Genomic DNA, 23,637 nt, shown 5'->3' with positions numbered 1-23,637 from the left:
TTCGCTTCCGTCAATTTAAAAGGACGTCAATGTGACCGAGTTACATCCCGACCTTCGAGAAAACGTTCGTATGCTGGGTGAACTGCTGGGCCAGAGCATCCAGCGTTACCCGGGGCAGGACTGCTTTGACCTGATTGAGGAGATTCGCGCTGCAGCCAAGGCTGATCGCCGCCAGGAAAGCGGTTCGGGGCAGCGTCTGGTCAACCTGCTGGGGAAGCTGGAAGATGAAGAACTGCTTCCGGTCACCCGCGCCTTCAACCAGTTCCTGAACCTCGCCAACCTGGCAGAGCAGTATCATGGCATACGCCGCAAGCGAGGCCACCAGTCGGACCTGATGGTGGAGTCCCTGGAGGAAGTGTTTGAGCGTCTGACGTCGTCCGGCATCAGTGCCGATGAATTACATCGTCAGGTGGCGGGCCTGAGTATCGAGTTCGTGATGACGGCGCACCCCACCGAGGTTGCCCGCCGCACCCTGATCATGAAGTACGATGAAATGTCCGATTGCCTGGCTCGCCTGGATCACCAGGATCTGCTGCCGGCGGAGCGGGATGAGATCGTGAACCGGCTGGCCCAGTTGATTTCCGAGGCCTGGCATACCGACGAGATTCGACACGAGCGCCCGACGGCGGTAGATGAAGCCAAGTGGGGGTTTGCGGTGATCGAAAACAGCCTCTGGCAGGCCTTGCCCCGGTTTCTGAGAAGCCTCGACCTGTCGTTGACCGAAGTGACCGGACAGGGGCTGCCGCTCGATGCGGCGCCTATTCGAATTGCCTCCTGGATGGGCGGAGACCGGGACGGCAACCCCAACGTGACCCATCAGGTGACCCGCGAGGTGTTTCTGCTGGGGCGCTGGATGGCCGCGGACCTCTATCTGCGGGATATCCAGGCGCTGCGTGCCGAGTTGTCCATGTGGCAGGCCAATGACGAACTGAAAGCGCTGGCGGGCGAGAGCCGGGAACCCTACCGTTACATCCTGGCCGGATTGCGGGACCGGCTGATCAAGACCCGTGACTGGGCTGAGGCCGGTGTCAATGGCGGGTCCGGAGATGACAGGGACATCCTGTTCGAGAACAGGGATTTTATCGAGCCCCTGGAAATATGCTACCGCTCGCTGGTGGATTGTGGTCTGGAGAACATTGCGAATGGTCCTCTTCTGGACACCATCCGGCGCGCTCATACCTTTGGCCTGACGCTGATCCGTCTGGATATTCGCCAGGAGGCCTCCCGGCATGCCCAGGCGGTGGCGGAAATGGTGGATTACCTCGGGCTTGGCGATTACCTGTCGTGGACCGAGGAGCAGCGTCAGCAGTTTTTGCTGAAAGAACTGCAGGGGCGTCGCCCCCTGGTGCCAAGACATTGGGAAGCCTCGGAAGAGGTGCGCGAAGTGCTCGCCACCTGCGAAGTGATTGCCCGTCAAACGCCGGAAGCCCTGGGTTCCTACGTGATTTCCATGGCCAGCAAACCTTCCGACGTGCTCAGTGTCATCCTGTTACTGCGGGAATCCGGCATGACCTTTCCCATGCGGGTCGTTCCCCTGTTTGAGACCCTGGATGATCTGACCGGTGCGCCCGACAGCATGGCGGCCCTGTACGACGTGGAGTGGTACCGAAACTATTGCGGCGGGCGCCAGGAAGTGATGATCGGCTATTCCGATTCCTCCAAGGACGCCGGCCAGCTGATGGCGGCCTGGGCCCAGTACCAGGCTCAGGAAAAGCTGACGGCTGTTGCTGCCCGTTATGGCGTTCACCTGACCCTGTTCCATGGTCGTGGTGGCACTGTGGGGCGGGGCGGTGGTCCGGCTAACCGGGCCATTCTGTCCCAGCCGCCCGGGTCGGTGAATGGCAGCTTCCGCATCACCGAGCAGGGAGAGATGATCCGCTTCAAGTTCGGTCTGCCGCGTCTGGCGGAGCAGAGCCTGACGCTGTACACCACTGCGGTGGTCGAAGCGACACTGGCGCCGCCACCCGAACCGGAACCGCATTGGCGTGAAACCATGGACTGGCTGACTGAGAGGTCTCTCAAGGCTTATCGGGATGTGGTGAGGGAAGACCCTGATTTTGTACCCTACTTCCGCCAGGTCACCCCCGAACAGGCGCTGGGCAAGCTGGCCCTGGGTAGCCGCCCGGCCCGCCGGAAACCGAGCGGAGGCGTCGAGAGTCTGCGCGCCATTCCGTGGATTTTTGCCTGGACCCAGATGCGGCTGATGCTGCCAAGCTGGCTCGGCAGTGATGTGGCGCTGGAAGAAGCGGCCCGCAATGACCGCCTGCCAGTGCTGCGGGAGATGATGAGCGGCTGGCCGTTCTTCCGCACCTACGTGGATATGCTGGAAATGGTGTTGGCAAAAGCCGATTTGCGGATTGCCAGTTACTATGAGCAGACCCTGGTTGAGGATGAAGACCTGAAGAAACTGGGGGGCAGTCTGCGGGAGCGCCTGAACGGGTGCATTGACAGGCTGCTGGAGTTAAAGGATCAGCAGACCCTGCTGGAAGGGGAACCGGTGTTTGCCCATTCCATGCGCGTAAGGAACCCGTATACTGATCCTTTGCACTACCTGCAGGCGGAATTGCTCAAGCGTGACCGGCAAAGCGAAGGTAAGGGCGAAGTGCCGGAAGTGGTCGGACGGGCCCTGAAGGTAACCATGGCGGGTATTGCCGCCGGTATGCGTAATACCGGCTGATCAGGCCCGACGATGTATGGCTGGCTGGAGTGTCGGCCAGTATGGATAACAGGAGTAACGCCGTGGCTGTAGCTGCGCGACTGGCACGTTTTTTTGCCCGTAAGGGGATTTCCTTCACGGAGCGACCGATTGATCAGGTGATCAACCTGGATGCCGCCGTGATTGCATCGGGGCGGCCGCAGGATGACTTCATCCGCGCCACGCTGCTGATCGACATCAACGGTGTGGTTATGGCTGTTCACCGTTTCGATAGCACGCTCGACATGGACGCCGTGCAGCAATTGACGGGGCGGCGGCTGCAGCCGCTGACGGCCCGTCAGGGTAATCGCTTGTTCGCAGATTGTGATCCCGGTTTCCAGCCGCCGATGGGCGGGGCCTATGACATTCCGGTGCTGGTCGACGAGGATGTGCTGGGCTGCTCCCGCGCCCTGATGACCAGCGGCAATGATCATACCCTGATTGAGCTTGATGGTGGTGCGTTACGCCTTGCGCTGGCGGGGGCTCGTGGCGGGCGCCTGGTTATAAGGGGGCAGGGTGATGGCGAACGGGACGTCTTGACCCTGGAAGAGGTCGCAAACAAGCTGCAGAAGCTTTATCGCCTGCCTCCCATGCCGGCCCTTGCGCTGAAAATTCTCAAGTTAACCGCCAATACCGAAGCCACCGCGAGGGAATTGGCGGAACTGATCGAATTCGATCCCAGCCTGACGGCGCAAATCATGCGTTATGCGCGCTCAGCGCTATTCAATTATCCCGGGCAGATCAATTCCGTCCAGGAGGCGGTCACCCGGGTGCTCGGGTTCGACAGGGTGGCCCATATTGCGCTGGGCATTGCCTCGGTTCGGGCTTTCGATGTGCCCCGTCACGGGATGCTGGGGATGGACAGCTTCTGGCGGCACTCCCTGTACTGTGCTTTCCTGTGCCAGCGTATCGCTTCTTACTGCAACGAGGACAAAGGCCTGGCGTATCTGTGCGGCCTTCTGCACAATTTCGGGCTCTTGCTGGTGGGGCATCTGTTCCCCAGCGAGTTTGAAGACCTGAACACATTGCGGGAAGCGAACCCCGAAGCAAGCATGCACTCCCTGGAGCAGCAGGTGTTCGGGGCGGGGCATGGCCAGGATGTGCTGGCGGTCGGCCACGGTGCCATCGGCGGGATCCTGCATCGCTTGTGGCAATTGCCCGATCCGGTCGTCAAGGCCGCCGGTATGCACCAGCAAACCGGATACCACGGTGAGCATGAACACTATGTATTAATGGTGCAGCTTGCTAACGGGTTACTGAAAGAACGCGGTATTGGTGACGAGTTCAATCCGGACGATGTGCCCGCGCTGGCCAGGTTACTGGGCCTGGACGACAACGCAATCTCGGCCATTGGTACCAGTATCGATGACGTGGCCGGTGAACTGGACGCGTTGGCCGCCTCCCTGTCATCCTGATCCTGCCTGGCATTCCGGGCAGTCGTGTCCCGTTCTGGTGCATGATACGGAGGTCGACTTTCTCTAAGGCGGCTGACTTCGTATAATGCGCCTTCGCCGGCTCCGGCTTGCACCTGTTCCTGGTCGAGAGGCTTTCGCAAAGGCAGACGTTTTTGCCATAGCTTTTCAAACGATAATGACTAAATATTATGGGAGCACAGCGTTATGCGAATTATTATGTTAGGCGCACCGGGCGCAGGTAAGGGGACCCAGGCCCAGTTTATTACCGAGCGCTTCGACATCCCCCAGATCTCTACCGGCGACATGCTGCGTGCGGCGGTCAAGGCCGAGTCCGATTTGGGTAAGCAGGTCAAGGAAGTGATGGCGACCGGTGGTCTGGTGTCTGACGATATCATCATTGCGCTGATCGAAGAGCGTATCCAGCAGCCGGACTGCAAGAATGGCTTCCTGCTGGATGGCTTCCCCCGCACCATCCCGCAGGCCGAGGCGCTGAAAGACCAGGGCATCGCTATCGACTACGTGGTCGAAATCGCCGTGGATGACGAGGAAATCGTCAGCCGCCTGTCCGGTCGTCGCGTCCACGAGGGCAGCGGTCGCATTTACCACGTCAAATACGATCCGCCCAAGCAGGACGGCAAGGACGACGAAACCGGGGAGCCCCTGGTTCAGCGCGAGGACGACAAGGAAGAGACCGTGCGCAAGCGCCTGTCCATCTACCACGAGCAGACCGCTCCGCTCGTTGACTATTATCACGACTGGGCTGAAAAAGACGCCAGTGCCGCACCGAAATACGTGCGAGTGGAAGGCGTCGGCAGCCTGGACGCGATCCGCGACCAGATTCTCCAGCAGCTGAAGTAAACCACCTAACCTTGAGGCAACGGCAGCATCCGTGAAGTTACTGGCACTGGATACCTCATCGGAAGGCTGCTCGGCTGCGCTGCTGATCAATGGCAGCCTGACCGAGCGTTTTGAGCTGGCCCCTCGTGGTCATACCCGACTGCTGATGCCGATGATCCGCGAGCTGCTTGCCGAACAGGGACTGGCGCCGGCGGACCTCGATGCATTAGCGTTTGCGCGGGGCCCAGGGTCTTTTACCGGGCTGCGTATCGCCACGGGTGTGGTCCAGGGCCTGGCATGGGGGCTGGAAGTACCGGTTGTTCCTGTTTCCTCCCTGGCTGCGGTGGCCCTCAGCGCAATGGAAACCCTCAATGTTGCCGAAGGCGACGGTCTTGCCGTTGCCTTTGATGCGCGTATGGGGGAAGTCTACTGGGGGTGTTTCCAGGCCAGTGAGGGTTTGCCCGAGCTGCTTGTGCCCGAACAGGTCTGTGCCCCGGCATCCGTCAGCCTGCCCTCGGTGATCACCGGCAGCTGGTATGGCGCTGGTCAGGGCTGGCGTTTGCAGGATCAGATGCCCCAAGCCCTGGTGGCGACCATGTCGCGGCTGGATGACACGCTGGTACCGCGTGCCGGCCATGTGGCCCGCCTCGCCAGTCATGAACTGGCTGCCGGCGGTGGTGTGTCCGCTGCCGAGGCGCAACCAGTGTACGTTCGTGACGAAGTGACCTGGAAGAAACTACCAGGCCGCTGATCCACTCTTACCCGTTACCGGAATCTTTGCCCATGGAACTGTGGCACATCATTGCCCTGGCGGTTATGCAGGGGTTGACGGAGTTTCTTCCGATCAGCAGCTCCGCTCACCTGATTTTACCCTCGCAGCTGCTGGGCTGGCCGGACCAGGGGCTTGCCTTCGATGTGGCCGTTCACGTAGGCACGCTGGCGGCGGTGATGTGGTATTTCCGCCGCGAAGTGTATCGGCTCACCGTGGCCTGGGTGGGCGACACGACCCGTGGGCGGATAGGCCAGGACAGTGGGCTGGCCTGGGCGGTGATTGTCGGTACCATACCGGCGGGTCTTGCAGGCCTGCTGCTGAATGATTTTATCGAAACGGAGCTGAGGTCGGGGCTGGTGATAGCCGCCTCCACCATCGGATTTGGTCTGGTGTTGTGGTGGTCTGATGCCGTGGGGCGGCGGGCCAGGGAGTTGCCGGCGCTGACCATGAAGGACGCCGTAATCGTCGGACTGGCGCAGGCTCTGGCGCTGATTCCCGGTACCTCGCGCTCGGGCATTACCATCACTGCGGCGCTGTTTCTCGGGTTGAAACGGGAAGCGGCTGCAAAATTCTCGTTCCTGCTGTCCATTCCCCTGATCCTGGCCGCAGGACTGCTCAAGACCCTGGAACTGGTCGAGCAGGGCGGCGCCACCGACTGGACCGCTATCCTCTTGGGTACCCTGGTGTCCTTTGTCAGCGCTGTCGTGTGCATTCATCTGTTCCTGAAGTTCCTCGAGCGTCTGGGCATGATGCCATTTGTGATCTATCGCCTGCTGTTGGGGCTGCTGCTTGTTGTCATGCTGTGGTAGGTTGGTTAAAAACTGTTCGTCGGGCTTTCAAATTGCGTGACGATCTTTCATACTCGAATTCCATCCATTTTTCCGGTTTCAGTCCATGATCGGCGGTGTTAATCCCAACAACAACTACCCGTTCCAGTCTGGTAACAGCAATCCAGTCCGGGAGCGTAGTGATGTGGCGCGGACGCCTGCGTCCTCGCCTGACAGAAGTACCGAGGGAGTACGCCGTGATCTGGCCGAGGGACGTCCTGAGACTGCTCCCCGGCAGGTTAACACCGAGTCCCTGGAGCGTCGTGTGGAAGCACGTCGGGCTGCGGAAGACGCCCGCCTGGAACGCTTTCGCGCAGACGAGTTGCCGTTATCCACCACACGCGCCCTGTCCACGTTCACTGATATCGCTGCCCGCGGTGATAATGGTGACAATGGTCTGGCCGGTATTGATATCCTGGTTTGATGTCTTCAGAACCTCCCGCTTCAGACCAATCCCTTGCCGTAGCCTGCAGTCCGCTGGGTGATGCCGTACAGGCCCGGGAACTGGCCACACAATTGGCCATTCCCTTTCTGGGGGCCGTCAAGCCCAAGCTGGTTGCCGACTTTCCCGTGTTATTAATGTTTGATGAGCTGGGGCTGAGCCTGCAAGTGACCGGAAAAGGTGCGCCCGGGCCGGTGCGTGCGGAATTCGTGTCGGGTAAGGCCGGCTATCGTCGCGAACATGGTGGCGGTACCGGGCAGCTGGTCGCCAAGGCCATTGGTCTGCAAAAGACCCGTGTCCCACTGCACGTGGTGGATGCCACGGCAGGCCTGGGGCAGGATGCGTTTGTACTGGCCGGATTGGGGTGCCGGGTCACCCTTTTTGAGCGCAACCCGGTCATTCACGCCCTGCTGGCGGACGGACTGGCCAGGGCGGCCCTGAATACCGAATGTGCCCCCATCGTTGCCAGGATGACGCTGCGGGCAGGCAGCAGCAGGGCGTGGCTTGAAAGTCTGGGGAAAGGAGCAGGAGACACTGCGGAGGGAGACGTAGCGGATATTGTGTACCTGGACCCCATGTTCCCCCATCGCGACAAGTCCGCACTGGTGAAAAAGGAAATGCAGGTGTTTCGCACGGTGGTGGGGGACGACGACGATGCTGCGGAGCTGCTGGCCGCAGCACTGAAAGCAGCCACTTACCGGGTGGTGGTCAAGCGTCCCCGCAAGGCGCCGTCCATTGAGGGTCCCGAACCGGCTACCCGCATTGAAGGCAAGAGCAGCCGCTACGACATATACCCGCTCAAGGCGCTACCCAGCGGCAACGCCTGATAGTCCGGATTCAGGCACCGAGCATGGTGACCTGCTGGATGGCCTGGCGTTTCTCAACACTCAGAACCAGGCGGGCGTCTTCCGCCACCTCGTTTAATCCTTCGGTATAACTGAGCAGCCCGTTGTCATCGGTGGTGATGACGCCGTTTTTCTGCATATTGGCGATGAAGTTTCGGAACAGGCTCTTGTCGAAGAACTCCGGGGCGTTCAATCCAAACAGAATCGACATACGCTCCGCGAGCAGGGTGCTTTGCTCTTCCAGCTCGGCAGCGCTGATACGGCCGGAACCGTATTTGCGCAGGATGCCAATGGCTATGTGGTAGCGCTCCAGAGTCTGGATGATAAAGCGTGACAGAACCCTTAGCCGCAGCATGGCATCGGTGCCTTCTTCCGGTCGGCAGATGCGCTCGTCCCTCTCGAATATAAGCCCCTGTTCGATCATCAGGTCGATCCACTGATTGATCACGCCTTCTACTTCATCCGGCTGGTATTTCAGGAACAGCTCGGACTGAAGGTAGGGGTAGGCGACACTGGCCAGGAACACGATTTTGTCCCGCTGCAGCGAATCCTTGTTCTCGAACAGGCTGGCAATCAGCGACGGCAACGCGAACAGGTGCTGGATGTTGTTGCGGTAATAGGTCATCAGCGTGGCATTGCTGCCTTCCAGAGCAATGATGTCCCCCAGCTTTTGGGGCTGGCGGGTCACCAGTCCCATATTTTCGCAGTAGGCTACCCAGTCCTTGCCACTGCCCTCGGGCATGGTAACGGTGCTGGCATAGGGGAAAGCCCTCAGCAGGTTGGCGTACTGGTCCATCAGGCGGATAAGCTGGCCTTCGTCCATGGCCAGCCGGTCGGTGCCCAGCAGCACGGTTGCGGTCATGCCGATGGGGTTCACGGCCACCGAGGCGTTGATGTTAGCCGCCACGCGGGTGGCAAGGCTGTCCACCGCTTCTGGCAGCCAGGAGGGACGATACTCGGCGTCGTAGGCCTCGTCGCGCCAGCTTGGATGAACCTCGTTCAGCACGTCCTCAAGGGGAATGGCTTCGCCAAAATTGACCGCAACCCGGCCAAAGGAGTTGCTGAGCTTGCGCACGGTCTTGGCCAGGCCAAATACGCTTTCTTTCTGTTTTTTCTTACCGCGGAGCTCCCCGAGGTAGGAGCGACCCTCCATGACCTTCTCATAGCCCACGTATACCGGGACGAAGACAATGGGTTTGCGGTGGTTGCGCAGGAAACTGCGGACGGTCATGGCCAGCATGCCGGGCCGTGGCTGGAGCATGCGGCCGGTGCGGCTGCGGCCACCTTCCACGAAATATTCCACCGAGTAACCCCGGGTGAACATGACGTGCATGTATTCGTTGAATACCGTGGCGTAGAGCGGATTGTCCTTGAAGCTGCGGCGCATGAAAAAGGCACCACCCCGACGCAGTATAGGGCCGACAATGGGCATGTTCAGGTTAATGCCGGCGGCAATGTGCGGTGGCATCAGGCCGTTCTTGTAAAGCACGTAGGACAACAGCAGGTAGTCAATGTGGGAGCGGTGGCAGGGCACATACACCACGGCATTGTCCTGGGCGACTTCTTTGGCTACGCGGATGTTGTTCACCGCAATGCCGTTGTAAATGCGGTTCCATAGCCAGGACAGCACCACTTCCAGGAAGCGGATGGTGACGATGGACATGCTGGCGGCGATTTCGTCAGCGTACTTGTAGGCTTTCGCCCGTACCTTTTCCGGCGGGATGTCGTCCTGGCGGGCGGTCTCCCGGATGGCTTCCTTTACCGCCTGGGTGCGCACCAGTCCTTCCACCAGGGTGCGGCGGTGGGACAGGTCGGGGCCGAGTACGGCCTGGCGAACGCGGCGGAAATGGGTGCGAAGGATGCGGGCCAGCTTGCGGTTGGCGCGTTCTTCGCTGTGACGGTATTCATCGATGACCTGTTTCAGGGACAGCGGCTGATTGAACTGGACGTAGGTGCTGCGGCCGTGAAGCATGATGATCAGCAGTTTCTGCAGCCGGCCGGCAACAGACCAGGTATCGGAGAGCAACAGCTTGACCAGGGATTTCTCCTTATCCGGAGAGCGGCCCCAGAAAAGTGACACCGGCACAATCTGCACGTCCTTGTCCGGTTGCTCGAGACCGTAGCGAACCAGCGCCTTGAATTCCGATGTGGGAACCGGGGTTTGCCGCTTCCGGAACAGCCCGCCAATGCGTCGATAGAGGAAGAAAAACGAATGCACCGGCCCGTTCTTGACGGGTAGTGACGCCTCGGCGCCGGGCAGACCGGCCCGCAATACTTCCTGCTCGAGAACCAGCCGGCTGGACATGGAGCTGTACTGCAGCACATAGCAGACAGGCTTTTCGGGATCGAGCCCGAGAGCTTCGCGGCTGTTACCACTGACATCGGTCCTGACCCACAGAAACAGAATCTTGCGGAAAAAAGTCAGAATCAGGCTGCGAAGGGCCTGTAAAATTCGCATAAAGTGTTGCTCCGGTCTGCTGAACAGGCGCTAAGTTTACTTGGTTGTGTGCGGTGCGGAAAGACGTGCCGGCGTTCTGCTGCCAAGCTCCGTGTGATACATTTCCCGCAGACAGGAATCACCGTTTGATCGTTAAAACCTCCAATTATTGTTTCAGGTTCTGTGTATGACGTCATGGCAGCCAGGCTGGACAACAACGCCTCCCGCTCCGGGTGATCCGGTGCTGGCAATCACCGGGCAAAACGTGGTGAGGTCCGGCGGTCAGTGGCTGACTCGCTGGCACCGGGCGGAACCATACGCCGCAAGTGATCTGGTGCCGGTAAACCTTGGCCAGTGGGGCGGTCAGCCGCTTTACGTGGTTGAACTGGCCGCCGACCGGTTACCGGATACGATGGAAGTGATTCCGTTGAGGGACGCGATCCTGATGATGGAAGAGGCTCCCGCGGACATGCTGGGAACCGGTTTCCAGGTCTGGCAGTGGTGGCGGGATCATCGTTTTTGTGGCCGTTGTGGTGGCGTCACCGGGCTCCATCCACTGGAGCGGGCGAAGTGGTGTGAGCCCTGTGGCATTCCCTGGTATCCACGGGTTGCGCCCTGCGTCATCGTGGTTATTCGCCGGGAAAATCGTATGCTTTTGGCCCGATCGTCCCGGGTGAAACGGCACTTTTACAGTCTGATTGCCGGGTTTGTGGAGCCGGGAGAGAACCTGGAAGAGGCGGTTGTCCGCGAAGTAAAGGAAGAAACCGGCCTGGATGTGACCAATATCCGCTATCGTTCCTCCCAACCCTGGCCCTTCCCGCACCAGATGATGGTTGGTTTTTTCGCCGATTACAGTGGTGGCGATCTGGTGCTCCAGGAGGATGAGCTGGCAGACGCGGACTGGTTTCTCCCCAACGATTTACCGCCGGTGCCGCCAACAACCACCATCGCCGGGCGGTTGATTCGGGAGATGGCGCAGGAGCTGGAGCAGATATGACAGGGTTGATGAAACTGTCGGGATGGATGGTGTGACGGTACCGCGTATTCTGGTTTTTGACTCCGGTATTGGTGGTCTCAGTGTGTCTGCCTGTATCCGGCAGCGCCTGCCGTACGCCGAGCAGGTGTATGTCGCGGATAATGCCGGTTTTCCCTACGGTGACCAGCCCGAACCCGTGGTTATCCGGCGTTGCCGGGAATTGATTTCCGGGGCACTGCGGATGTATCCCTGTGACGTTATCGTGGTGGCCTGTAATACCGCCAGTACGGTGGTGCTGCCGGATCTGCGCGCAATGACATCCGTGCCCGTGGTGGGCGTTGTACCGGCAGTGAAACCGGCGGCAGCGTGCAGTCTGAACCGCCATATCGGCATCCTGGCGACTCCGGCGACTATCCGCCGCCCCTATCTGGACGAATTGATTCAGGAATTTGCCGCTGATTGCCGGATTGAGCGCATCGGCCATCCGCAGCTGGTGCGCTGGATTGAAAACACCGTCATCGGGCACGACCTGCCGCAACAGGCGCTGAAGGAAGCCTTGCAGCCGTTCCGGGAAACCGGTGTCGACACGGTGGTTCTGGGCTGCACCCATTACCCTCTGATTCGCGACCAGCTCCAGGCATGCCTGCCGGAGGTGCGTTTCTGGGTGGATTCCGGAGATGCCATTGCCCGTCGCACCGAGTGGCTCCTGAGCCAGCAGGGTGTGTCCTTGCCTCCGTCAACGCTGCCCGGGGGGGCGGTATGCGCAGCTCTGTTTTCCGGGGAAGTGCCCGATGGGTTGAGGCATTACATGGAACAGGCAGGGTTGGCCCCGGATAACATCCGGGGCCACTGGCCCGGTGATGAAGGGGTTACAACAGCCGGGTCAGCTTGAACATGGCCAGGAATTCCAGTGCCGGGATGGTTTTGCGGTGGCAGCAGTAGGTCTTGAAATTATCACCGCGAAAGCGGGATTTGGTGAACTCCAGCCCTTTGAAGTTGTACAGGAAATTTCCGCGTTCATAGAGACCATGAAGTAAGCGCTTGAGCAACCGGCTTTCCTGATGCTCGGTAGCCGGGTCCAGCGATAGCGGAATCAGCCCGAGATCCAGGTAGGGCACACCTTCCGACCTGAACACCTCCATGGCGTGGGCCATCAGTGTATAAAAGATGCCCTGTCTGAAATCGGCGTTGGCCCGGGAAATATTGGGTACATAACTGACGATGTCATTGTTGCGGTAAACCGGATCAAAGTAGATAAAACCCACCGCCTTGCCGTCCTGGTAGGCATAGAAGTGACGTTCGTTTTCCCGGTAATCCATTTCCATGGGACGAATCAGGAACCGGATCTCCTTGCTTTTGCACTTGCGGGTGCGGATCCAGGCGTCTGAGATTTCCCGGGTATGGTCGTCGCTGAACCGCTCTTTCACGGTGATCCCGTTTTTTCCCGCCTGGTTCAGGGCGGTGCGCAGGACCTGCTTTTTCTTCCCGCTCAGGGTCCAGTGTTTCAGGTCAATGCGGGACTCACTGCCGAATTGGGTGCCAAACAACCCGAAACGCCTATGCAGGAAGTCCACCACCGGTTTGGAGACCTGAATGTAACAGGCATTCGGAAAGCGGTTGTGAAACCGCTCCAGAATGAGGGCGACGTGCTCCGGAGCGCAGACTGGGTCCGACAATACAAACGTACCGCCCCATTTGCGCATGTAGGCGACGTAGCCGACTCCGGCCATGTCGTAATACTTCATGCCTGGCTGCAGTGTGGAAAAAGACTGGGAATGGCCGCCGTATTTTTTCAGGTAGCCCACACGTTCCGGAAAGCTGAAGGCGCCCTCGTCCAGCGAACGAATATCATCGAGTGCAAGAATCTGGTCTGACATATGAATGCTCCCCCGGTTTGTTCTTGTTCAGAGAGTGCTTTGAGAGCCTGTTACTGCGCCTGTTTCTGACCGAGGATCGACCAGTAGCAGTTCATGTTCAGCAGCTTGAAGTGTTTCTTCTCGGTGACTTCAAGGCCGAGACGCTGCATATGCTCGGGGTAGTTGTAGATCTTGTGGAAAGCGTTGTTGGCGAACAGCCAGAATATGAAAACCGCCATGTACCAGTACATTTTCTTGAACATCCGCGCGACGAGGTTGCCGGTGGGGTAACAGAAATCTCCCACCACCACTTTGGCGTCTGCCTTGCCCAGTCGAATCAGATGCTCCAGCACCCGCACCATCATGTCTTCGTCAAACACGTTGAGGAAAAAATTGGCAACGACCATGTCGTATTGCCCGAACTCTTCGACTTTCATAATGTCGCTGTGGATGCGGCGAATGATCAGGTGGGGGGCTTCTTTCTCCTGGGCTTCCCCGAATTTGCGCAGCATGGTTTCGGACAGGTCGACCACCGTTACGTCGGCGCCGAGCTCTGCTGCCCTGATGGCGTCCCGCCCGTGGCCCACCCCGGCAAACAGAACGCGTGATCCGGGGCCTACGGTCTCCACGTCCAGCATGGCAGTCTTGCACCGGTGGATATTTTTGCCGCTGTATAGGTTGCTGAGGAAATCGTAAACGGGGCCAATGTATTTGTACTTGTCGCGCATGATCACTGCTGCCTGTCCGGATCCTGTGGATGTTGTCACCGTTTTTGTGATTGTTGGCTCGACTGCCTGTCGGCTTTCCGGTGACAACGCCTTGTGAATCTCACTCTAGGGAAGAGGCAGGGGGAATTATGTGCAGCACCGCGCATTTCCGGATACATAAAGTAACGCAGTGAAACGCTTTGCAAACCAAGTCAACATTTATAATAGGAATGTCGGACAATTGTATGGAGGGCGAACGGAACAGGTGAATGAGTCAGGCGGCGGTCAGAGAGCGGCCGCCTTGGCATGCGGGCGGTTCAGGGACTTCCCGATTACTTCGGCGGGCCTTGCCGCGCCATGGATAAACCCCTGGATCTGGTGGCAGCCGAGCTGCTTCAGGTAGGTCAGCTGCTCGTTTGTCTCAACGCCTTCCGCCACAATATCGAGTTTCAGACCGTGAGCCATGGCAATGATAGCGTTGACGATGCAGGCGCCGTCTTCGCCGCTGCGAATGGCTTTGACGAACGATTGATCCACCTTGAGGGTGTGGATTGGCAGGCGGTGAATGTAGTTGAGGGATGAGTAGCCGGTGCCAAAATCGTCAATAGCGATGCGAACGCCGAAATCTGCCAGCTCCCGCAATTTCTGGCTGATCTGCTCCAGGTCGTTCATGATCAGGTTTTCGGTAATTTCTATTTCCAGGTTCTGTGGCGGGAATCCACTGGCGTGGACCTGGTTCATCAGGTTGTCCACAAACTTTGGGTGTTCGACCTGGATCGGAGAGAGGTTCACCGCCAGTCGCAGGTCGTGGTGGCCGGACCTGATCCAGTTACCAACATCCCGGAAGGCCTGATCCATGACCCGTTCGCTGACCTGGGAGATCAGCCTGGTCTCTTCGGCGAGGGGCAGGAAATCCCGGGGGTAGAGCAGGCCACGCCTGGGATGCTGCCATCGCACCAGGGCTTCCAGGCCGATCACGCGGTTGCTGTCTGAGCAGACCTGGGGCTGATAGAACACCCGCAGTTCGTCCCGCTCCAGGGCCAGTCGCAGGTCACGCTCAAGGCCGAGTCGGTTGGCCGAGTCAATGCTCATGCTTTCGGAATAGAAGCGATAGCCGTCCTTGCCTTTGGCCTTGACGTGGTACATGGCTATGTCCGCGTTCTGGATCAGGTTATCCATGGTTTCCCCGGCTTCCGGGAAAATGGAAATGCCGATACTGACGCCGACAAATACTTCGTGTTCGCCGAGTTGAAACGGGGAGCGCAGGGCTTTGATCAGTTTCTTCGCAATCTGGCGCGCATCCTCGTGGCTGCGGATGGACGGCAGTAATAGCGTGAACTCGTCGCCGCCAAACCGCGATAAGGTATCGCCCTTGCGCAGACAGCGCTCCAGGCGATGGGTAACCGCCTGCAGCAGTCGGTCTCCCATGGCGTGGCCGAGGGTGTCGTTGATCACCTTGAAACGATCAAGGTCCAGGAACATCACCGCCAGCTTCTGGTTCCCCCGCCGGGCGTGGGTAATGGCCAGTTCAAGCCTATCCTTGAACAGGGCACGGTTGGGTAGGCGGGTCAGCAGGTCATGGTAGGCCTGGAAGTTGATAAACGCTTCCGCTTCCTTGCGCTCCGTGACATCCCGGGCGGTACCGTAATAGCGGGCCTCCCGGCATTTGCCCTGTGTGTCGCCGCCAGCCTGGGGCCAGGTTTCCGGGTCAATCGGGAAGGCGGTGATTTCAAAGTGGCGGTTGGCACGACGGCTGCCCCGGGTTTTCAGGCGAACCTCCAGGGTGCGGGGATTGTCTGCGGATATATTCGGGGCATTGAGAGCATAGGTGCCCCGGGCCACGTCCCGGTCGTCGAGTATGTGGCGAAAATGGCGACCGCGTAACTCCTGCGGCTGGTATCCGAGCATGCTCTCGATCTTGTTGTTCACGAAACAGAAGTGACCGTCTCCGTCCAGCATGAAAACGATGTCCGGAGAGCTGTTGACGATATAGCGGTGCAGCGCTTCGGATTTTTCGAGGCGTCCGCGAATGTGCTCATGGGCCTGAAGCAGGGCCTGCTTTTCCAGTACGCTGCCAACGGTGGCCAGTAACTCGTCCGGATCAAATGGCTTGCGGATATAGTCCAGAGCGCCTCGTCGCAGGGCGCGGCTCACTGAGTCGAAGGAACTTTCACCGCTGACTACGACAACACCGCAATCCGGTTGTCGCGCTGCGATGTGCCGCATGACGTCAAACCCGTCCAGTCCGGGCATGCGCAAATCCAGCATCGCAAGGTCAAAGGTCTGGCTGTCGATCAACTGACACGCGCTTTGGCCATCGTCTGCTTCGGTAACATGGTATTCCTGGCTGCGAAGCAGGGAGCCAAGGCTGGCCAGGAGTCTGGGTTCGTCATCAACCACGAGAACCCGCGCCGGTAACCGGTCGCAGAAAGGCTGTTCGGAGTGAGCCGGTGTCATTGGTGTTTGCCTGTTATTCTTCAATCGTTATCGTTCTTATGGTTGCCTGCCGCGGGTAGTAACATCCTGAAGACCGTGCCTTCATTCCCCGTGCGGCAAGCGATGCTGCCCTCCATGTCGTCGATGAGCTGTTTGACAATGCTCAGGCCCAGTCCACTGTGGCCTTTCCCCTTGCTGGTTTCTACCGGTGAAAACAGCGTGTTCCGGATAGGTTCAGGAATGCCGCCACCGTTGTCGGAAATTTCAAGTTCAACCCAGGCCTGGCCACTCTGCCAGACGGGGGCTGATGTTCTGATGGAAACTTTGCCCCCTTCGGCCAGGCATTCGGCGGCATTGCGAGTCAGGTTGATGAGGATCTGTCGGATTGCCGATGGCGGGGCTGTCACCTCGGTGTTTTCCCTGCACAGTGAGGTCGTGAGTTGTTTGCTATCCTCGGCGAACAGCCCGTTTTCCAGAAGTTCCTTGAGAGCGTGAATCTCCTGATTCAGGGTCGCACGGACGGTATCACCAGTATCTCCGAACGCCTCCGGGCGACTGATTCGCAGTAGCAGGTCTCCGGCCCGGTCCAGTTCCTCCCGGATAACGTCCAGCTCGTTATGTACGCCGGCATCGTCGAGTTGGTGACGAAGCTGATGGATATACTGCCGAATAATGGTCAGTGGATTGGTGACTTCATGAATTTGCCGTCGCAATGACTGTTGGGCAAGCTCCGCCTCTAGCTGATCATCCCGGGTGCCGATGCGGGGTGACACCGTCCCTTTGCGGATCAGGGATTTAGCCAGTTCGGTCGTGAAAAGCGTCGCCATATTTTCGGCCGAGGCCGCGTTTGTTTTGTCCGTGCCCAGGACAAATACACCGGGGCAGCTACCTTCCACGGTAAGGGGGAGGGCGAGCAGCGAGGGTGTGTGTAGCAGTGACAGCAGTTGCCGGTCCAGAACCGTTTGATCTCGTTGTCCCAGGTGCACGGCTGCCTGCCGGGTAAAGGCCTCGGTCAGGACGCTGGCGGCGGGGGCGCTCGCGACGTTCAGATCTGGAATGTCGCCGATGGTTCCGGACAGCAGCGTCAGCCCGTCATCCTCGCTGCCAAAGCACAGTGCCGGCAGCCCGGTGATCAGGGTCAGGCTGTCGACGGTTTCGGCCATCGCGCTCTCCGGGGCACCCTCAAAAGAGGGCATGTTCAGAGCATGGCTGGTCATGGCCTGCTCAAGAACGGCGTGCTTTAATCGACGCTGCGCCGCGGTGGCACAGTATTCGTCGTTCAGGGAAATACCCAGGGATTCCGCGACGTCGGAGACTTCCCGGTCGATGCGGCGGTTAATTTCCCGGGTCAGCTCCTCACTCAGTCCGAATACTGTGCCAACGGCGGCGATACCGGCTGCGTCGCACATAGCCAGCCGGGTGGCAAGACTGATCAGTTTGACCAGATGCCCGGCATTCTGGACTTCCGAAGGCTGGACCTGCTGGTAGCGCATGGCGTCTTCCGCCATGCTGCCGAGCCCCCAGGATCTGACCAGTGCCGCCGCAATGTCAGCATGGTGGTTGAGATAGTATTGGCGGGCGTTTCCGGGTGGTGTTTTCAGGGCAACAAGTTCGCCGACGTTGTGGAGCATGCCCAACATGAATGCCTGATCAGGTTCGGGGTAGCGGGTGAGGTTGGCCAGTGCCCGGGCCGTCAGCGCTGTGGTCAGAGAATGCCGCCAGAAATCCCGCAGCTGCTGCCACTGGTCTGCGCCCAGTTCGAGCAACATCTGCCGAAGAGCTGTGGTCATCAGCAGGGTATGGAAGCGATGAGTGCCAAGTCGCATCAGGGCCTGCTCTATCGAGCGTATCCTGGTGGCGGGACCGTAAAGTGCGGAATTGGCAAGCGCCAGCACCCGGGTGACCAACGCGGTATCGGTGGAGACGATATCGCTGATCTTGCGGTAATTGTCGTCCTGGCGGCAGGATTCCAGTGCCCGCAGGGTAACCTCCGGAAGACTCGGTAACTGGATGTCTGGGGCAATTTGCATGGGCTACCTGTGAGCGCCTGGTGTCGCCATATTCTGACGACATGTTCATTATTATTGTCCGTCAAGAGCTTAGACAATAACGTGGATTTATTAAACTGCTATTGCTGCAGTTTTGAACGTTGTGTTCACCAATTTGTGATGTGCGTAGAATTTAGACAGGTTCTGATGGCGATTTTGGTGCCGCTTGGCGGGATGAAAACCTGCTCAATCTTCCGACAGTGCCAGGGACAGAAGCGTTAGTTGATAGAAGAGCGGGCTGAGTTGCAGGCGTATGAGAAGGATGCCGCGCTGCTGCGATGTGAGGCATTCAACCGTATATTTGCACTGTTGGGGCGCACAGTGGATGACGCGACAGTTGAAATCATCCAGACTGGTCTGGCCTCTCTTGAGTGAGGGCATTGTCTGGCGAGCAGGATCAGTTGGTGCGCTCAATGGCGGCGGCTGACAACGATCGTTCCTGATTTGATTTTCCTCTCTGTTGCGGGATACCCGTACCTAAAGCTTTTTTCATTTGATTGTATCTTTTTGTAGCGTAAATTTGCTTTGTGTCACCGCACCGTCATCGAAGTCGTGCAAACATTAACCGCGTTCTTTCGGATAGTGGCCCGCATAATGCAGCGGCTATTCCAGTGCTTCCTTTATTTCCACAGTGGGGCGGCAGGTCGTCAGGAGAGAAGCATTCGTGGCCACAGATTATTTATGAGAAGGAGTTCTCGGAATGGTACAGCAGCTTCAAACATCAGAGTCATCCTCCACAGTTCTGGAACAGCTGCGGGGAAAGCACGTTCTGGTAACGGGCACAACCGGCTTTCTCGGTAAGGTTGTTTTGGAAAAACTTATTCGTGCGGTTCCCGATATCGGCGGAATACATCTGCTGATCCGGGGAAACAAGCGGCATCCGAATGCGCGTGAGCGCTTCCTTCACGAAATTGCCACCTCCTCGGTTTTTGAAAGGTTAAGGCAGGAGGACAACGACGCCTTCGAGACCTTCATCGATGAGCGGATCCACTGCATTACCGGTGAAGTCACGAAGCCTGGGTTCGGATTGACGCCTGAGCGTTTCAGCGCGCTGGCCAGCCGTACGGATGCGTTCATTAACTCCGCCGCGAGCGTGAACTTCCGCGAAGAGCTGGACAAGGCCCTGACTATCAACACCTTGTGCCTGAACAATGTGGTAGAGCTGGCCCGGCAAAACCGCAGTATGGCGGTTATCCAGGTGTCCACCTGCTACGTGAATGGCAAGAATTCCGGCCAGGTGACCGAGTCGGTGATCAAACCTGCCGGTGAAAGCATTCCCCGCAGCACCTCCGGTTACTATGAGATAGAGGAACTGGTCAGGCTCCTGGAAGACAAGATTGCCGACGTCCGTTCCCGGTACTCCGGCAAGGTTCTGGAAAAGAAACTGGTTGATCTGGGTATTCAGGAAGCCAATCACTACGGCTGGAGCGATACCTATACCTTCACCAAGTGGCTGGGTGAGCAACTGCTGATGAAGGCGCTGGATAAGCGTGCGCTGACTATCGTCAGACCGTCCATCATCGAAAGCGCCCTGGAAGAACCCGCTCCGGGCTGGATTGAAGGGGTCAAAGTGGCGGACGCCATTATCCTCGCCTACGCCCGCGAGAAGGTGACTCTCTTCCCTGGCAAGCGCAGCGGCGTCATCGACGTGATTCCCGTTGATATGGTGGCCAACGCCATTATTCTGTCCCTGGCGGAAGCCCTCTCGGAATCACCGCAGCGCCGGGTTTATCAGTGCTGTAGCGGCAGCAGTAATCCGATTTCACTGGGTGAGTTCATTGATCACCTGATGGCGGAATCCAAGGCCAATTACGCTGCCTATGATCAACTGTTCTATCGCCAGCCGACCAAGCCATTCATTGCGGTGAATCGCAAGCTGTTCGATGCGGTTGTTGGTGGTGTGAGGGTACCGCTGAGTGTTACCGCGCGGGTCATGAGAATGCTGGGACAGAACGGTGAACTGAAGATGCTGCGGAACCTGGATACCAGCCGGTCCCTGGCGACCATCTTTGGTTTCTACACGGCGCCGGATTACATTTTCCGCAATGATGAGCTGCAAGCTCTGGCTTCCCGAATGGGAGAGCAGGATCAGGCGCTGTTCCCGGTAGACGCCCGCCGGATCGACTGGTCAGTCTATCTGCGCAAAATCCATCTGGCCGGCCTCAATCAGTACGCCCTGAAGGAGCGTAAGCTGTACAGTCTGCGCAGTGCGAAAACGCGAAAAAAGGCCGCCTGATGGCCAGTGAGGTGCCCGGCCTGCCGGCCGGGCATTTCCGTTCCCTTCTCTTCCCGTTGATCCCCGTCTCCATACCTTGCGGTTCATTGCGACAGGACTATCCTTCTACTCAGACTCTCACATAACGTGATTACCCATTGTTTTCATATGGATTTGGCTGCTTTCTCGTAGAAAAGTTCAGTAACATTAGGACGTTAGTCTAATTCATTGTGTGGTGGCACACATGTTGAACTACAGGTATCCGTCTTCCGGGCCAAGGCGCCCGCCAAGCTCTGTATTACAAAACCGATAATGACAACAGACTCTAAACTATAGGGGGAGCACAATGACTGAGAAACACGTTTATCCGGTAAGTCCGGAGGTGGCGAAACATGCGCTGCTGAACCGTGATCAGTACGAAGATATGTATCGGCAATCTATCGAGGACCCGGACGCGTTCTGGGGCGAGCACGGTAAGCGCCTTGAATGGATCAAGCCGTTTTCCCGGGTCAAGAATACCACCTACGACTACGACAACCTCTCCATCAAATGGTTTGAAGACGGTGAGCTGAATGCTGCCGCCAACTGCCTGGACCGCCATCTGGAAAAGCGCGGCGATCAGACCGCCATTATTTTCGAAGGTGACGATCCCGCTGATTCCCGCAATGTGACCTATCGCGAACTGTATGAAGAAACCTGTAAGTTCGCCAACGTCCTGAAAGCTCAGGGCGTGAAAAAGGGGGATGTGGTTACCATCTACATGCCGATGATTGTTGAAACGGGCGTTGCCATGCTGGCCTGTGCCCGTATCGGTGCTATTCACTCCGTTGTCTTTGGTGGTTTCTCACCGGAAGCCCTCGGCGCGCGTATCGCCAACGGCAAGTCCCGTTTTGTGGTTACCGCCGACGAAGGTGTTCGAGGTGGTCGCAAGATCCCCCTGAAGAAGAACGTGGACGCGGCACTGAGCAATGAAGCGAACGCCAATGTTGACAAGGTGATTGTGGTCAAGCGCACCGGTGGCGATGTGCCCTGGAAAGACGGCCGTGATCAGAGTTATGAAGAGCTTATGAAGAGCGCTTCAACGGATTGCCCTGCGGAGCCGATGAACGCGGAAGACCCGCTGTTCATGCTGTACACCTCCGGCTCTACCGGCGCACCGAAGGGCGTACTGCACACCACCGGTGGCTACATGGTCTATACCTCGATGACCCACCAGTATGTGTTTGATTATCACGATGGCGACGTGTACTGGTGTACCGCCGACTTCGGGTGGGTCACCGGCCATAGCTATATCCTGTATGGCCCGCTCGCCAATGGCGCCACGACGGTTCTGTTCGAGGGTGTGCCCAACTACCCGGATACCTCCCGCATGGGGCAGGTGGTCGACAAGCACAAGGTGAACATCCTGTACACAGCGCCTACCGCCATCCGCGCCTTGATGGCGGAAGGCGAGTCCTGCATGGATGGCACCACCCGTGACAGCCTGCGTCTTCTGGGTTCCGTGGGTGAGCCCATAAACCCCGAAGCCTGGGAGTGGTACCACCGTGTTATCGGCAACAGTAAGTGCCCGATTGTGGATACCTGGTGGCAGACCGAGACCGGCGGCATCCTGATTTCGCCGCTGCCGGGCGCCGTCGACCTGAAGCCGGGTTCGGCTACCGTGCCGTTCTTCGGTGTGAAGCCGGCACTGGTGGATAATGACGGCAAGATCCTGGAAGGCAAGACCGAGGGTAACCTGGTGATCCTGGACAGCTGGCCCGGCCAGATGCGCACCATCTACGGCGACCATGAGCGCTTCAAGCAGACCTACTTCAGCACCTACAAGGGCATGTATTTCACCGGTGACGGCGCCCGTCGTGATGAGGATGGCTACTACTGGATCACCGGCCGGGTGGACGACGTTCTGAACGTGTCCGGTCACCGTCTGGGTACCGCCGAGGTCGAGAGCGCTCTGGTGGCCCACGACAAAGTCGCCGAGGCGGCTGTGGTAGGCTACCCTCACGAGATCAAAGGGCAGGGCATTTATGTCTACGTGACCCTGGTTCACGGTGAGGAGCCGTCGGACGAGCTGAAGAAGGAGTTGGTTCAGTGGGTACGCAAGGAAATCGGTCCCATTGCGTCTCCGGATGTGATTCAGTGGGCGCCTGGACTGCCCAAGACCCGCTCTGGCAAGATTATGCGCCGTATTTTGCGTAAGATTGCATCGAACGAGCACGATCAGTTGGGTGACACCTCCACACTGGCGGACCCGGGCGTGGTGGATGACCTGATCAGCGGTCGTGAGAACAAGTAAGGCCTGTTTGAGATCAGGTCGTGTAACCTGCGAGGAATCTGTTGAATGACACAAACCATTATCGTCGCCGATGATCACCCGCTGTTCCGTGCAGCATTGAAGCAGGCGGTCAGCCAGGCGGTTCCTGATGCGGAAACAGTCGAGGTCGACAGCATCAAGGCGCTGCAGGCGGCGGTGGAGTCGCATCCGGATGCGGATCTGGTGTTACTGGATCTCAATATGCCGGGTGCCCATGGCTTCTCGGGGCTCGTGTTTATGCGCGGGCAGTATCCGGGGTTGCCGGTGGTGGTTGTGTCGGGCTCGGAGGAGATGCAGGTGATGCGCCGTTCGATCGACTACGGGGCGTCGGGGTTCATTCCGAAGTCGGCGCCTCTGCCTACCATTACCGAGGCGATTCAGGCGGTCCTGGAAGGGGATGTCTGGTTGCCACAGGGTGTGGCGGACAAAATCGAGCAGATGCATTCGGATATGACGGATTTTTCCGAGAAGCTGGCGTCGCTGACGCCGCAGCAGTTCCGTGTGCTGGGTATGTTGGCCGAGGGGCTTCTGAACAAGCAGATTGCGTATGATCTGGATGTGTCGGAGGCGACCATCAAGGCGCATATTACGGCGGTGTTCCGGAAACTGGGGGTTCGTAATCGAACTCAGGCGGTGATTGCGATTCAGCAGATGGAGATTGATCCTTCGGATCAGTCGTTGTCTGGTAGCTGACGTTCAGCTTTTTTCGGTTTGTTATGAAGCGGGAGCCTTTGGGCTCCCGTTTTTTTTTGCTCTCTGCTTTTGTTGATGGGTGCTGGTCGGGTGAGTCTTCCACGGGCACGCTACGAGCACATCCA

Annotated in this window: 17 protein-coding genes; 12 read left to right on the top strand and 5 right to left on the bottom strand. The window is 58.4% G+C overall.

Annotated elements, in window-relative coordinates:
• The first annotated feature begins 31 nt into the window (after positions 1–31).
• From ppc to ACJO3M_RS14290, 7 genes are all read left to right on the top strand, one after another.
• The gene (ppc, locus tag ACJO3M_RS14320) at positions 32–2,677 is read left to right on the top strand and encodes a phosphoenolpyruvate carboxylase (RefSeq protein ID WP_407002075.1); all 2,646 of its coding nucleotides are present in this window, start codon (positions 32–34) and stop codon (positions 2,675–2,677) included.
• 62 nt (positions 2,678–2,739) lie between these two features.
• Entirely contained in the window at positions 2,740–4,110 is a 1,371-nt protein-coding gene (locus ACJO3M_RS14315; RefSeq protein WP_407002074.1) for an HDOD domain-containing protein, read from the top strand.
• Between the two features lie 204 nt (positions 4,111–4,314).
• Positions 4,315–4,968 (top strand): adenylate kinase, encoded by a 654-nt coding sequence (gene adk / locus ACJO3M_RS14310; RefSeq protein ID WP_407002073.1) that lies wholly within the window; start codon positions 4,315–4,317, stop codon positions 4,966–4,968.
• Between the two features lie 31 nt (positions 4,969–4,999).
• A complete protein-coding gene (gene tsaB, locus ACJO3M_RS14305) occupies positions 5,000–5,698 on the top strand; it encodes a tRNA (adenosine(37)-N6)-threonylcarbamoyltransferase complex dimerization subunit type 1 TsaB (RefSeq protein WP_407002072.1) in 699 nt (232 codons plus the stop codon).
• A gap of 32 nt (positions 5,699–5,730) precedes the next feature.
• The gene (locus tag ACJO3M_RS14300) at positions 5,731–6,528 is read left to right on the top strand and encodes an undecaprenyl-diphosphate phosphatase (protein WP_407002071.1); all 798 of its coding nucleotides are present in this window, start codon (positions 5,731–5,733) and stop codon (positions 6,526–6,528) included.
• Positions 6,529–6,613: 85 nt separating this feature from the next.
• Positions 6,614–6,970, top strand: a complete 357-nt coding sequence (locus ACJO3M_RS14295; protein ID WP_407002070.1) for a UDP pyrophosphate phosphatase — start codon at positions 6,614–6,616, stop codon at positions 6,968–6,970.
• Positions 6,970–7,815 (top strand): class I SAM-dependent methyltransferase, encoded by an 846-nt coding sequence (locus ACJO3M_RS14290; protein WP_407002069.1) that lies wholly within the window; start codon positions 6,970–6,972, stop codon positions 7,813–7,815. Before ACJO3M_RS14295 ends, ACJO3M_RS14290 begins: the two co-directional genes overlap by 1 nt.
• Positions 7,816–7,825: 10 nt before the next feature.
• Here the strand turns inward: ACJO3M_RS14290 and plsB are convergent, their stop codons facing one another.
• Entirely contained in the window at positions 7,826–10,291 is a 2,466-nt protein-coding gene (gene plsB / locus ACJO3M_RS14285; protein WP_407002068.1) for a glycerol-3-phosphate 1-O-acyltransferase PlsB, read from the bottom strand.
• Positions 10,292–10,457: 166 nt separating this feature from the next.
• On the opposite strand from plsB, the gene nudC reads away from it, so the two are divergent.
• Positions 10,458–11,267: an NAD(+) diphosphatase gene (gene nudC, locus ACJO3M_RS14280; protein WP_407002067.1), complete on the top strand. Its 810-nt coding sequence runs from the start codon at positions 10,458–10,460 to the stop codon at positions 11,265–11,267.
• Positions 11,268–11,289: 22 nt separating this feature from the next.
• Positions 11,290–12,138 carry a glutamate racemase gene (murI, locus tag ACJO3M_RS14275; protein ID WP_407002066.1) on the top strand — a complete coding sequence of 283 codons (849 nt, stop codon included), beginning with the start codon at positions 11,290–11,292 and terminating at the stop codon, positions 12,136–12,138.
• On the opposite strand, the gene ACJO3M_RS14270 is transcribed toward murI, so the two are convergent.
• The 4 genes from ACJO3M_RS14270 to ACJO3M_RS14255 all read right to left on the bottom strand — a co-directional run bounded on the left by ACJO3M_RS14270 (position 12,116) and on the right by ACJO3M_RS14255 (position 18,275).
• Positions 12,116–13,123, bottom strand: coding sequence for a DUF2156 domain-containing protein (locus tag ACJO3M_RS14270; RefSeq protein WP_407002065.1), 1,008 nt, complete (start codon positions 13,121–13,123; stop codon positions 12,116–12,118). The genes murI and ACJO3M_RS14270 overlap by 23 nt on opposite strands.
• Positions 13,124–13,173: 50 nt before the next feature.
• The gene (locus ACJO3M_RS14265) at positions 13,174–13,830 is read right to left on the bottom strand and encodes a class I SAM-dependent methyltransferase (protein WP_407002064.1); all 657 of its coding nucleotides are present in this window, start codon (positions 13,828–13,830) and stop codon (positions 13,174–13,176) included.
• Positions 13,831–14,094: 264 nt separating this feature from the next.
• Complete coding sequence (locus tag ACJO3M_RS14260) at positions 14,095–16,266, bottom strand: putative bifunctional diguanylate cyclase/phosphodiesterase (protein WP_407002063.1); 2,172 nt, start codon at positions 16,264–16,266, stop codon at positions 14,095–14,097.
• A gap of 20 nt (positions 16,267–16,286) precedes the next feature.
• A complete protein-coding gene (locus ACJO3M_RS14255) occupies positions 16,287–18,275 on the bottom strand; it encodes an HDOD domain-containing protein (protein WP_407002062.1) in 1,989 nt (662 codons plus the stop codon).
• Positions 18,276–18,993: 718 nt separating this feature from the next.
• Between ACJO3M_RS14255 and ACJO3M_RS14250 the strand changes: the two genes are divergently transcribed.
• The 3 genes from ACJO3M_RS14250 to ACJO3M_RS14240 all read left to right on the top strand — a co-directional run bounded on the left by ACJO3M_RS14250 (position 18,994) and on the right by ACJO3M_RS14240 (position 23,512).
• Positions 18,994–20,529, top strand: a complete 1,536-nt coding sequence (locus ACJO3M_RS14250; RefSeq protein ID WP_407002061.1) for a fatty acyl-CoA reductase — start codon at positions 18,994–18,996, stop codon at positions 20,527–20,529.
• A 325-nt stretch (positions 20,530–20,854) separates the two neighbouring features.
• Complete coding sequence (acs, locus tag ACJO3M_RS14245) at positions 20,855–22,801, top strand: acetate--CoA ligase (RefSeq protein ID WP_407002060.1); 1,947 nt, start codon at positions 20,855–20,857, stop codon at positions 22,799–22,801.
• Between the two features lie 45 nt (positions 22,802–22,846).
• Positions 22,847–23,512 carry a response regulator transcription factor gene (locus tag ACJO3M_RS14240; protein ID WP_297796042.1) on the top strand — a complete coding sequence of 222 codons (666 nt, stop codon included), beginning with the start codon at positions 22,847–22,849 and terminating at the stop codon, positions 23,510–23,512.
• Positions 23,513–23,637 lie beyond the last annotated feature (125 nt).

The sequence above is a fragment of the Marinobacter alkalisoli genome (assembly GCF_045449795.1).
Classification (GTDB): domain Bacteria; phylum Pseudomonadota; class Gammaproteobacteria; order Pseudomonadales; family Oleiphilaceae; genus Marinobacter.
The sequence above is the reverse complement of the archived record's forward strand: the minus strand, read 5'-3'. Positions and strand labels throughout refer to the sequence as shown.